The sequence below is a fragment of the Sorangium sp. So ce394 genome (assembly GCF_051474665.1).
Lineage (GTDB): Bacteria > Myxococcota_A > Polyangia > Polyangiales > Polyangiaceae > Sorangium > Sorangium cellulosum_D.
The window spans coordinates 8,076,412-8,088,595 of record NZ_CP150339.1 but is presented as its reverse complement, the minus strand read 5'-3'; the positions used below and the strand labels follow the sequence as shown (position 1 = coordinate 8,088,595).

Here is a 12,184-nt window from a genome sequence, read left to right as displayed (position 1 = left end):
ATGCGGACGAGCGGATGAGCCCGCCGGCGAGGCGCCGGATGGAGGTTCCCCGGCCGACCCATCTACGTGAGGGAGCCATGGCGAACAACCACCAGCCCAAGGAGAGCGGGCTCGTCGAGCTCGTGAAGGACGCCATCCAGGACACGCAGGAGCTGATCCGGATCGAGGTCGCGCTCGCGAGGAACGAGACGAAGCGGGACGTCGCCAAGTTCAAGAATGCGGCCATCGCGTTCGGCGTGGCCTTCGCCGCCGCGATCCTGACGCTGGCGATGCTCCTCGTCGCGGCGGCGCTCGCGATGGGCGGGCCGGCGCCGGCCCTCGTCATCGCGGGCGTCCTGCTCGTCACGGCGGGGGTCGCCGGGCTCGTCGGATACCGGCTCATCCCGCGGGAGCCGCCGCTCGACGCCACGAAGGAGCACGCCCAGGCCCAGGCCAACCTGCTGAAGGAAGAGATCGCATGAGCACGAACACCGATGGCATCGACGACCTGGAACACCGCGCCGCCCAGCTCCGTGAGAGCGTCCGCGCGAGCCTGGACGAGCTCGAGCGGATAAGCGAGGAGCACGTCGTCACGGCCGGCGGCGCCGCAGGGCCCGCGGTCAGGGACAAGGAGGCGAAGGACTCGCCGGAGCGCGAGCGCCTCGAACAGCGGGCCGACGCGGTCCGCGAGCACCTCGTGAGCCGCGTCGGCGAGATGGAGCGGCAAGCGCGAGCGAAGGTCCTGCCGCTCGCCGCGATCGGCGGGGCCGTGCTCGTCGCGCTGACGCTGGGCCTCGGCTACATGTTCTACAAGACGCTGCGGCGATAAGCGCCGGACGCGCCCGCCCGCCCGGCTTGCTCGGCGTCGGGGTCGCGGACCACGCGGTCGCGGACCACGCGCCGAGGCGATGCGCGCTCAGGGACGGGGCGCGGCCGTCGGCAGGCGGTGCGCCGTCTCGACGATCGAGGGGCGGCGGGCCACGGCGGCCCAGAAGGCCGAGAGGGCCGGGCGCCCGAGGCGCCAGTCGCGCTCGGGCCAGCGGAAGCCGAGGTAGCCGAGCAGGCACGCGGCACCGACCTCGGCCATCGTGAAGACCTCGATCGACAGCGCCTCGGTCTCGAGCGCGTCGAGCGACGCGGCGATCGCTTGCTCGAACCGCGGGGTCATCGGGTCCGGCTGCGCCGCGGCGCGGCGCTCGGCGGCGAACAGGCGCCCGGCGGCCGTGGCCGCGCCGTCGGTCAGGCCCTGCAGCCGCAAGGCGCGGCGACGCTCGCGGCCGGAGCGGGGAACGAGGCGCCCGCCGCCGGCGCGCTCGTCGAGGTGATCGCAGATCGCGGACGACTCGTAGAGGATCTCGCCGTCGTCGAGGACCAGGGTCGGCACCTTGGCCAGGGGGTTGACCGCGCGCAGGCGCGGATCCGTCCACGGATCGGTCTCGACCAGCGCGATCTCCCCTGCGAGGCCGAGCTCGTGGGCGGCGATGCGGACCTTGCGGGCGAACGGCGAGGTGAACGCGAGCCACAGCTGCATCGGCGAAGGATGGCCGATCCCGGCGACGGACGACAGGCCTCGTCTCGCGCTCGCCCGGCCATCACGGCTCGTCCGCCGGCGGCGCGCTCAGCCCCCGGTGGACAGGAGCCGCACGTCGCGTCCTTCTCGCTCGTCATCGTCGAGCGGCTCCCACCTGTCGCTCGCCAGCTCGAAGAACTGAGGTGGAACCACCATCGAGAAGGTGCTCCCCTGCTCCCGATTGCGCCGCTCCACGCGCTCGCGCCGCAGCGCGCGAGGCGCATCGAGCACGTAGATGGTGAGGCCGTATCCGCCGGCGTCGACGCGCTCGTAAAACCTCTCCCTGGCGTCCCGGCGGATGAGGCCGATCTCGAGCACGACGCTGGTGCCCACGTCGAGCATCCTCTCGGCGAGCGTCCAGATCTGATCGATACACCGCTCCGTTCGCTCGATGTACCACGCCAGCACGCCCGTATCGGGGCGATCCGGGCTGAAGAGCGCCGTCATCCACTCGTCCAGGTTCATCCGCACGGCGCGCTGCGCTCGACAGAGCTCGAGCGCGAACGTCGACTTGCCGGCGCCGACCGGGCCGACGATGAGGTGGAGATGCGCCGCGCCGCGCGCCGCTGCGTGAAGCTCGCCCGACGAGGCGTGCTTCGGAGACGTCCTCTCATCCATCGTCCTGTCTCTCATGGATCCTCTCCTCGGTGTGGGCGCGACGAGACGAACCGTGGCCTGCGCATCGAGGCATGGAGTGACCGCCTCGATCCATCGGCACGAGATCGTGCGACACGGGCGCACGCGCGCTCGTCGCCTCGCGGGCGACACGCATCTTCACGGAGCTGCGGCGGCGCGCGCAGGTCTCGTCGCGAGCGCGGCCAGCAACGAAAACGCCAGCCGGAGGGCTGGCGCTCTCGAGGTTGTACCGGAAGGCGGCAGCGGCCGTAAAGTCAAAACATCGCGGCCGTGAGCGGCTGGGAGCTCCGCCGCGCGACAGCCATGTTGCGCACATCGAGAGGAGGGCCGGGCAGCTCGGCGCGGCCTCCTCGTGCCGCAGCACCGGCTCCATCGGCCCCGCGCCCCGCGCCCCGCGAGCCGCGCACGCCCGAGCGCCGCACCCCTGCGCGCGCGGCGTCGCGGAGCCGCGTGGCTCGCGGGTTGCTTCTCCCGGGGCGCATCACCGCAGCCCCGACGTGAGGACCTCGGTCGAAGCCTCCTGCCACGCCGCTCGGCCGCGAAGCGAGGAGTCGCTGGAAAGAGAGGCGTGCGTCTCATGGACCAGGAACAGAGAGCCCGACAGGACACGTGGCAGCGTCAGCTCTATCAGCTGCTCGTCGAAAACACGAAGGATTACGCCATCCTCATCGCCGATCCGGCCGGCGACGTCATCGCCTGGGGCGGGGGAGCCGCCGAGGTCCTCGGGTTCACCGAGGAGGAGATCCTCGGAAAGCCGCTCGAGCTGATCTACACGCCCGAGGACGTCCGCGCCGGCGTGCTCGCCGACGAGATGAAGACCGCCCTGGCGCGGGGCCGGGCGGTCAACGAGCGCTGGCAGCTCCGGAAGAACGGCAACCGGGTCTGGTGCAGCGGCCTCATGACGCCGCTCAGGGACGAGGCGAACAACCTGCGCGGCTTCGCGAAGGTCGTGCGCGATCGGACAGAAGGCCACCTGGCAGACCTGGCGCTGCGCGAGAGCGAGCAGCGGCTGCGGGTCGCGCTCGACGCCGCCAAGATGGGCACCTGGCTCTGGAACGTCGCCGAGGACAGAGAGACCCTGGACGCGAGCCTGAAGCGCCTCATGGGCGCGGCGCCGGACACGGAGGTGCGCACCCTCGAGGACTTCATCCAGCTCATCCATCCCGACGACCAGGCGGCCGTGCGAGGCGCCTTCCAGGCCGCGCTCCGCGAGGGCACGGAGCTGACCGTCGAGTTCCGCATCGTCGGGCCGGATCGCTCGGTCCGCTGGCTGCGAGACCAGGGGACGATCCTGCGCGATGCGCGCGGGAGCCCCGTGGCCATGACGGGCGCGTGCGTCGACATCACCGAACGAAAGCTCCTCGAAGAGGCGCTCCAGCTCCGAGCGGAGCAGCTCGCCGAGGCCGACCGGCAGAAGGACGAGTTCCTGGCGATGCTGGGGCACGAGCTGCGCAACCCGCTCGCCCCGGTTCGCAGCCTCATGGAGGTGCTGCGCCAGAAGCCGTGCGACGCCGAGCGCCTGGCGAAGGCCTACGCCATCATCGACCGCCAGGTCGAGCACCTCGTGCGGCTCGTCGACGACCTGCTCGACGTCTCGCGCATCACGCGCGGCATGATCCAGCTCCACAAGGAGAAGGCGGAGCTCGCCGCGATCGTGGGCCAGGCCGTGGAGACCGTCCGCCCGCTCGTCGAGGCGCGCGACCTCGAGCTGATGATCTCGCTCCCGATGAAGCCCGCGCACCTCGAGGTGGACGCGACCCGGATGACGCAGGTGATCACGAATCTCCTCCACAACGCGGTCAAGTACACGGAGCCAGGGGGCCGCATCTGGGTGATGGGCGAGCGGACGGGGGATGGCCTCGAGATCCGGATCAGGGACACCGGACAGGGCATCCCGCCGGACCTCCTGCCGAAGTTGTTCGATCTGTTCACCCAGGGAGACCGCGCGCTGGACCGGTCCCAGGGGGGGCTCGGCCTCGGTCTGACGCTGGTGCGCCGCCTGGTCGAGATGCACGGAGGGGCCGTGCGCGCCGCGAGCGACGGGCCGGGGAAGGGGAGCGAGTTCATCGTGCGGCTGCCGGCGGAGGCCCTCGCCGCCGGCGCCGGGGGCGCGGAGACGCCCTCCGCGGCGCTCCCGCAGGCGCGCCCGGGCCCCGCGAGCGCGAGGCGCATCCTGGTCGTCGAGGACAACCCCGACGTGGCCGAGTCCCTCGTCATGCTGCTGCAGGCCCTGGGCCACGAGGTCGCCATGGCGAGGAGCGGCCCCGAGGCGCTCGAGGCGGCCCCGGCGTTCCTGCCGGACGTCGTGCTGCTGGACATCGGGCTGCCTGGGATGGACGGGTACGAGGTCGCCAGGCAGCTCCGCCGGCAGCCCGAGCTGGAGCGGGCGCTCCTCGTGGCGCTGAGCGGGTACGGCCAGGATGAAGATCGGCGCCGCTCGCGGGCGGCCGGCTTCGACCATCACCTGGTCAAGCCGGTCTCGCGCGCGGTGCTGCAGCCGCTGATCGCCTCCGGGCAGCGCCGGCTCGCGCAGAACGTCAGCTGAGCCGGAGGCGCGCGGCGGGGGGACGCCCGCTCATTTCGCGCAGATCCCCGGCCGGCGCTTGTCCCACGGCGCCGCCTGCTCGAGCTGGCCGGCGAGCCGCAGCAGCGTCGCGTCGTCGGCGTACCGGCCGGCGAACTGCACGCCGACCGGCAGGCCGTCGGCGCTCATGTGGAGCGGCACCGACATGGCCGGGCTCCCGTTCACGTTGAAGAGGGGCGTGAACGCCGCGAACTCGAAGATCCGGTCGAGCCAGCCCTCGGCGCTCACGGTCGGATCGTTCGCGTCGAGCGTGCCGGACGGGATGGGGAGCGTGGCCAGCGTCGGCGTGAGCAGGGCGTCGAACTGCGTGAAGAACTGCCCGAGCTGCCGCGCGAGCTGGTCGCGCGCGACGAGCACGTCGTGCAGATCCACGGCGCTCATCCGCCGGCCGGCCTCGGCCATGGTCAGCGTGGTCGCCTCGAGCGTGTCGCGCCCCGCCGCGAGCCCGTACAGCGGGCAGACGCGGTCGAACATGTGGGCGTGGTACGACAGCAGCATCCGGAAGGCGATCCGCACCTTCTCCCACGCGATGTCCGGCCGCGCCGGCACGACCTCGTGCCCCAGCTGCTCGCACAGCGCCGCGGCCCGGCGCACCGCCAGCTTGCACTCGTCGTGCACCGGCACCCCGCTCCAGGAGGCGTCGGTGAACGCGATCCGCAGCCGCCCCGGCGGCGTGCGCGCCTCCTCCAGGAACGACCGCGGGGCCGACGCCGTGAAGTACGGCGCGCCCGCGTCGGGCCCGGCGATCGCGTCGAGCAGCGCCGCGCTGTCCCGCACCGAGCGCGTCAGCACGTGGTCGGTGGCGTAGCCCATCAGGACCTCGCCCTCGATCGGCCCGGTCGGGACGCGGCCGCGGGTGGGCTTCAGCCCGAAGAGGTTGCAGCACGACGACGGGATGCGGATCGACCCGGCGACGTCGTTGCCGTGGGCCATCGGCACCATGCGCGCCGCCACGGCCGCGGCCGCCCCGCCGCTCGAGCCCCCGGGCGTGCGATCCGGGCGCCACGGGTTGCGCGTCGGCCCGTGCGCCGCCGGCTCGGTGACCACGTTGAGGCCGAGCTCCGGGGTGTTCGTCTTGCCCAAGGACACGAGCCCCGCGCGCCGGAAGCGCGTCATGAGCTCGTCGTCCGCGGACGAGACGAGGCCCTGAAACAGCCGAGAGCCCATGCCGGTCGGCGTGCCCGCGACGAGGATGCCGAGGTCCTTCACGAGGTACGGCACCCCGGTGAACGGCCCCTCCGGCAGCCCCGCGCGGATCGCCCGCTCGGCGTCGTCGCGCAGCGAGGAGAGCACCGCGTTCAGGGCCGGGTTGACCTGCTCGATGGCGGTCGAGGCCACGTCCATGAGCTCGGAAGGGGTGACCTCGCGCCGGCGGACCAGCTCCGCGAGGCCCAGGGCATCGAAGGCGGTGTACTCGGAGATCTTCATGGTGCAGGTCCCTTATACGAGGCTCCCGCGCGCGGCGGATGGAAGAAAGAAGCGACGCCGCGCAATGCGCCTCCGCTCGGCGCAGCGGCGACGCAGCGACGCGGCGCGCGCGCCGGACCACCGTCGATGGCGGGGAGCCGTGATAGGGTCGCCGCCGTTCACGCCACCGCACGGAGGACCTCACATGAGCACGATTGAGCGGCACACCCCGGGGACCCTATCGTGGGTCGATCTGATGACGCCCGACCTCGACGGCGCGATGAAGTTCTATGGCGCGCTCTTCGGGTGGACGTTCGAAGTCGGCCCGCCGGAGCTCCACCACTACACGACGTGCAGCGTCGGCGGGCGCCGCGCGGCCGGCATCGGCCAGCGGCCCGCGGGCGCCACGTTCCCCCCGGTGTGGTGCGTCTATTTCGACGGCGAGGACGCCGACCGGATCGCCGAGCGCATCCGCGCGAACGGCGGGCAGATCCTGATGGGGCCGATGGCGGTGGCGGATCATGGGCGCATGCTCGTCGCGTCCGACTCGACCGGCGCCGCCTTCGGCGTCTGGGAGCCGAAGAACCACACCGGCGCGCAGGCGATCCTCGAGCACGGCTCGATGATCTGGCACGAGGTGAACACCCGCGATCACAAGAAGGCGGCGGACTTCTACTGTCGCGTCTTCGACCTCGAGGCGCAGAAGCTCGACGCGCCCGGGATCGACTACGTGACGCTCCACAAGGGCCAGAAGACGGCGGGCGGCGTGCTCCAGATGAACGCGCAGTGGCCGGCCGACGTCCCGCCGCACTGGATGACGTATTTCGCCGTCGACGACCTCGACGCCGCGCTCGCGAAGGTCGAGGCGCTGGGCGGCAAGGTGCATGTGCCGCCCTTCGACACGCCTTATGGTCGGCAGTCGGTCGTCACCGATCTCTGGGGCGCGGCCTTCACCCTCATCAAGCCGAGCGAGCTCGCGAACGCGGGCGGATGACCGCGCCCGGCCGCGCGACGGCGCCGCGCGGGGCCGATCAGCCGGACGAGGTCTTCCGGCGGCGGCCCTCCGGGCGCTTCGGGGCCTTCTTCGCGACGGCCGCCTGCGCCCCGGGCTCGACGTCGGGCAGCTTGCCGTTCCCCTGATCGACCACCTTCTTCTCGTACCAGGGCCGCGTGCCGTGCGCGCGGATGAGGTAGGCGAACGCGAGGACGCCGAGGAGCGGCAACGCGACCCAGGCCGCGGAGTGGGCCGTCACGCCGGGGCCGATCGCGCTGGCCAACGGCCACGACGGGACGTGGCGCGCCTTCAGCGCGTCGCCCTTCCGGAGTAGGGCGAAGGCGGCGTGGGACACCTCGTCCACGATCGCGGCGCCGCCTTCGCCCTGCGCCGTCACCTCGTGGTAGTCGGTGTCGCCCCTCTCGATCTCTCTCAGCTCGGTCACGCGGACATCGATCGTCTCTCCCAGCCAGCGGCGCGCGTGGAAGCCCGCGAACGCGGCGTTGAACGCGATCGACGCGACCGCGGCGAAGGCGCCCCACCGCAGGTGGAACGCCGCCCTGCGCGCGAACCGCTGCCCGAGCGGCTCGGACGAGAGGAGCATGCGCCGCCCGTGCGAGCGGGGCACGAGCAGGAACCCCTGCGCCGCGCCGCGGTATCCCTGGGTCGGCGCCTCGGGGTCGGGCGCGCGCCGGAGCTCGCCGACCGCGAAGACCTGCTCGCCGGGCACGAGCTCGGCGACGCGGACGCGCTTCGTGCGATCGACCAGGATCATGCCGTCGAGCGCGTCGACGAGCGTCACGTCCTCGCCGGGCTCCACGCGGACGCGCGCGCCCGAGGCGTGGCGCAGGTAGAAGGGCTGCACCCGGACCTTGCGATCGGTCTCGGACCACTCGTGGCTCCAGACGCCGGAGCTCTCCGTCTCGGACCCCTCCTGCTCGACCTCGACGCGCACGGCCACGTCCGCCCCTTGCGCTCGCTCGACGGTGCCCATGACGACGGCCTCGCCGGGCGCGAGCGCGACGCCGGGATCGAACGACGCCTCGGCCTGCGCGGCGGCGCGGCGCTCGCGGAGCGCCAGCCGGACGGCGTGGGCGGCGAGGACGAGCAGGCCGACCGTCGCGACGCCGTCCACCAGGACCGACGACAGCCAGGCGTCGAGGTGGTGGTCGCTGACGATGGACATGAGGCGGTGTCCCATGGCCCGCCATGAGAGCGCAAAGCGGGGCGCCCGTGCGAAAAACCCGGCGCCTCCGCGGCGGCGCCTCCGCGTGGTCGCGCGCGCGGAAGATCGCCGGAGGGCGCGTCGGCCCGGCGCTCCCCGCGAGGGCGCGGGCGCCCGTTCCCTCCCGCGCGTCCCGCGCGTACACCCGCGGAGAGGATCATGTCCGCGCCGCCGCCTCCGCTCCGCCCGTTCCGCGTCCACGAGCCCGCCGCGCCGGGGCCGGTCGTCGTCGAGGTCCCGCACGCGGGCCTCGCCGTGGACGAGCGCGCGGCGCGCTTCACGCGGGTGCCGGAGCGCGCGCTCGTGGCCGACGCGGACGTCGCGGCGGACGCGCTCTTCGGCGACGTCGCGCTCGAGGGCGCCGCGCTCGTGGTGGCGACGGCGAGCCGCTTCGTCATCGACCTCAACACGGCCCCGCGCGTGCCCACGCCCTACGAGGACAAGCTGCCCTACGGGCTGCGGGAGGTGCGGCGGCGCTCGGCGAGCGGCGAGGCGTGGCTCGACAGCCCGCCGCCGCGCGCCGAGGTCGAGCGCCGCGTGCGCGAGGTGTTCGAGCCGTACCACGCGGAGGTCGCCGCGCGCCTCGCCGCCGCGCGCGCGCGCCACGGCGTGGCGATCCTCGTGTCGGCGCACAGCTACCCCGACGTCCTGTTCCCGCGCGCGGCCGACGTCGTGCTCGGGACCCGGGGCGGCGCGAGCGCGGCCGGCTGGGCGCGCGATGCGGTCGCCGACGTCGCGCGCGCGCACGGCCTGTCGCTCGCGCTGGACGACCCGTTCCCCGGTGGCCACGCGATCGAGCGGCACGCGCGCCGCGACGAGGGGGTGCACGCGCTCCAGGTCGAGCTCGCCCGCCGGCTTTACTGCGACGCGCCCTCGTTCACGCCTCGCCCCGAGGACGTCGCGCGCCTCCGCGGCTTCGCGCGCGGCGTCGTGGCCGCGCTCGCGGCCGCCGCGCGAGATCACGGCGCGATGACGCCGCACGAGGACGCCGCCGCCGCGCGATGACGGAGCCGCCATGCGCGATGACGAAGCCGTGAAGAGGCCGCCATCGCGCGATGACGAAGCCGCGACGAAGCCGTGAAGAGGCCGCCATCGCGCGATGACGAAGCCGCCATCGCACGCTGACGCTGCACAATACCGCCACCGCGCGGCGACGCGGCACGACCACGCGGTGCGCGCGTCGTCGGCGCTGCGCGGTCAGGCGCCGGACGCGCACACGTGCGCGCTCATCCCACCGCCGGATCCCCTGTTTCGCGGCGCCGCCCGGCAGCAGCTGAGCGTTGACGCCGCGGCGCGATGCGCCGAGATTCCGCCGTCAACACTTAGGTCTGGGACGGGAGACTCTTGATGCGCCACGACGGTTTCACGCTCTCGTGCTCGGCGCTCGCCAGCGTCGCTTTCATCGGCTTCCGGGGCACCGAGCACGTCTCGCAGCCGTACGAGTTCGAGCTCTTCTTCTCCGTCCCCGCGAACACCGACGTGCGCAAGGCGGTGGGCGAGCGGGCGACCGTCCGCGCGAACCGCGGCCAGGGGAACGACCCGTTCGTGCTGCACGGGGTGATCGCCAGCGTGCGCCTCCTGCACCAGAACGCGGATCGGGCGCTGTACCAGGCGCTGCTCGTGCCGAAGCTCTGGCTCCTGCGCCACTTCTGGCGCAGCCACGTCTTCACGAACCAGGCCGTCAAGGAGTTCCTCTCGGCGACGCTCCAGAGCGGCGGGCTCGCGGCCAGCGAGTTCCGCTTCTCGATCGACGACGCCGACTACCCGGTCGAGGAGTTCGTCGCGCAGTACCGCGAGACGCACCTTGCGTTCTTCCACCGGTGGCTCGAGCGCGAGGGGCTCTACTACTACTTCGAGCACCCCGAGGACGGGCCCGGCGAGGTGCTCGTCGTCGTGGACGACCGCGGGCTGCACGACGACTTCCCGGGCGGCGGCGCCGTGCGCTACGTCCCCCTCTTCGGCGAAGACGTGACCGCGCCGCCGGGCCTGCACCACCTCGAGCAGGACGTGCAGTGGCTCCCGAAGTCGGTCACCATCGCCGATTACAACTACTCGAACCCGTCCGCGTCGGTGAAGGGCGAGAGCAGCATCACCCAGAACGGGCTGGGCGCGATCCGCGAGTACGGCTACCGCGTCTTCATGCAGAGCGACGCCGAGCGCCTCGCGCAGGTGCGCGCGCAGTCGATCGGCTGCCGCGAGGTGACCTTGCGCGGCAGCGGCGACGTGCTCGGCCCCCGCGCCGGGTACCGGTTCTCGCTGGAGGACCAGCCGGGCGACGTCGGCGAGGAGTGGCTCGCGCTGGAGGTGCACCACACCGCGTCGATCGCCGGGATCACGCCCGAGATCGCGAAGCTCACGCGGCTCTCGGACAAGGACATCTACGGCGTGAAGCTGCTCGCGATCCCGGCCGACGTGCAGTTCCGCGCGCCGCAGACGACGCCGTGGCCGCGCATCTACGGGCTCGAGAACGCCGTGGTCTGCGGCCCCGCCGACAGCCAGTACGCCCAGATCGACGCCGACGGCCGCTACCTCGTGCGCTTCGAGTTCGACACGAGCGGCCTGCCCGACGCGCGCGTCTCGACGCGGGTGCGCATGATGCAGCCCCACGGCGGGACCACCGAGGGCTTCCACTTCCCGCTGCGCAAGGGGACCGAGGTGATGATCGCCTTCCTCGGCGGCGACCCGGACCGGCCGTTCATCGCCGGGGTCGTGCCGAACGCGCACCGGCCGAGCGTCGTCGGGGAGCGCAACCTCAGCCAGAACATCATCCGGACCGGCAGCGGCAACCAGCTCGTGCTCGAGGACGAGCAGGGCAAGGAGTTCATCTTCCTCCACACGCCGAACAACCGCACCGGCATCTACATGGGCACGCCGAGCGGCGGCCACTCGTCGGTCTACACGGGCGACGGCGAGACGCAGGTCGGCACGTTCCTGTCCCCCGAGAACGCCGACCCGGCGGTCGGGGGCAGCAGCCTCGTCGACGTCACGTTCAGCTACCTCGAGACGACGTGCGGCGACGGCGGGTCCTGGATCGGCGGCGACTCCTGGGAGAACGTCGGCGGGCAGAAGTTCAGCATGGTGGTGGGCGACCTCTGGGCGGGCGTCGGCGCGACGTACACGTTCCAGGTCACCGGCGCGGCGACGGAGACGTACTACGCGACGCGCACGACCACGATCAAGACGGGCCGCGTGGACACCGTGGAAGCCGGCGGCATGAAGCAGACGATCACCGACGGGATGACGCTGACCATCACGAGCGGCGGGATGAAGCACGACGTCCACGGCACGTACGAGCAGACGATCGAGCCGGAGGGCTCGTCGACGGTGACCGGGCCGTGGACGCACAAGGTCACGGCCCTGAGCTTCGACGATTACCAGAGCTGGAAGACCGAGGTCGCCACCACCTGGAACGGCCACTTCGGCGGCAACGTCGACCTGAAGAGCGACACGAGCTTCGTGATCAAGGCGCCGAGCGCGAAGATCACCGCCACCGACCTGAAGTGGGAGGTGCTCGGGCTGACGTTCGACCTCACGCCGAACAAGCACGAGCTCTACGTCTACAAGGGCGCGAGCGGCGTCCTCAAGACCGACCACGCCGCGCTCTACCAGACGCTGTACGGGCTCAAGCTCGAGCTCGTGGGGATCAAGCTCGACTACGTCGGGATGGACAAGAAGGCCGTCGGCCTCAAGATGAACCAGTTCGGCACCTACCTGAAGCAGAAGGCGATCGGCCTGATCCTCGCCGGGGTCATCGCGTACAACGCCGGCTTCACGAAGCTCTGAGCGCGG

Annotated in this window: 10 protein-coding genes; 6 read left to right on the top strand and 4 right to left on the bottom strand. The window is 72.4% G+C overall.

Annotated elements, in window-relative coordinates:
- Positions 1 to 77 precede the first annotated feature (77 nt).
- Positions 78 to 461 (top strand): phage holin family protein, encoded by a 384-nt coding sequence (locus tag WMF33_RS29655; RefSeq protein WP_437313154.1) that lies wholly within the window; start codon positions 78 to 80, stop codon positions 459 to 461.
- Positions 458 to 808 (top strand): hypothetical protein, encoded by a 351-nt coding sequence (locus WMF33_RS29650; RefSeq protein ID WP_437331780.1) that lies wholly within the window; start codon positions 458 to 460, stop codon positions 806 to 808. The genes WMF33_RS29655 and WMF33_RS29650 overlap by 4 nt, the downstream gene beginning before the upstream one ends.
- A gap of 87 nt (positions 809 to 895) precedes the next feature.
- On the opposite strand, the gene WMF33_RS29645 is transcribed toward WMF33_RS29650, so the two are convergent.
- Together WMF33_RS29645 and WMF33_RS29640 are read right to left on the bottom strand one after the other, a co-directional pair.
- Entirely contained in the window at positions 896 to 1,510 is a 615-nt protein-coding gene (locus tag WMF33_RS29645) for a glutathione S-transferase family protein (protein WP_437331779.1), read from the bottom strand.
- Between the two features lie 87 nt (positions 1,511 to 1,597).
- Positions 1,598 to 2,182, bottom strand: a complete 585-nt coding sequence (locus WMF33_RS29640; RefSeq protein ID WP_437331778.1) for an AAA family ATPase — start codon at positions 2,180 to 2,182, stop codon at positions 1,598 to 1,600.
- 580 nt (positions 2,183 to 2,762) lie between these two features.
- On the opposite strand from WMF33_RS29640, the gene WMF33_RS29635 reads away from it, so the two are divergent.
- Positions 2,763 to 4,730, top strand: a complete 1,968-nt coding sequence (locus WMF33_RS29635) for a hybrid sensor histidine kinase/response regulator (RefSeq protein ID WP_437331777.1) — start codon at positions 2,763 to 2,765, stop codon at positions 4,728 to 4,730.
- A 30-nt stretch (positions 4,731 to 4,760) separates the two neighbouring features.
- Here WMF33_RS29635 and WMF33_RS29630 read toward each other — a convergent pair whose 3' ends face one another.
- Positions 4,761 to 6,197, bottom strand: coding sequence for an amidase (locus tag WMF33_RS29630; RefSeq protein WP_061627564.1), 1,437 nt, complete (start codon positions 6,195 to 6,197; stop codon positions 4,761 to 4,763).
- 184 nt (positions 6,198 to 6,381) lie between these two features.
- Here WMF33_RS29630 and WMF33_RS29625 point away from each other — a divergent pair, with 184 nt between their 5' ends.
- Positions 6,382 to 7,170, top strand: a complete 789-nt coding sequence (locus WMF33_RS29625; protein WP_437331776.1) for a VOC family protein — start codon at positions 6,382 to 6,384, stop codon at positions 7,168 to 7,170.
- Between the two features lie 37 nt (positions 7,171 to 7,207).
- Here the strand turns inward: WMF33_RS29625 and WMF33_RS29620 are convergent, their stop codons facing one another.
- Positions 7,208 to 8,356: a hypothetical protein gene (locus tag WMF33_RS29620; protein WP_437331775.1), complete on the bottom strand. Its 1,149-nt coding sequence runs from the start codon at positions 8,354 to 8,356 to the stop codon at positions 7,208 to 7,210.
- Positions 8,357 to 8,554: 198 nt separating this feature from the next.
- On the opposite strand from WMF33_RS29620, the gene WMF33_RS29615 reads away from it, so the two are divergent.
- A complete protein-coding gene (locus WMF33_RS29615; protein ID WP_437331774.1) occupies positions 8,555 to 9,400 on the top strand; it encodes an N-formylglutamate amidohydrolase in 846 nt (281 codons plus the stop codon).
- 342 nt (positions 9,401 to 9,742) lie between these two features.
- Positions 9,743 to 12,178: a type VI secretion system Vgr family protein gene (locus tag WMF33_RS29610; RefSeq protein ID WP_437331773.1), complete on the top strand. Its 2,436-nt coding sequence runs from the start codon at positions 9,743 to 9,745 to the stop codon at positions 12,176 to 12,178.
- Positions 12,179 to 12,184: the final 6 nt, after the last annotated feature.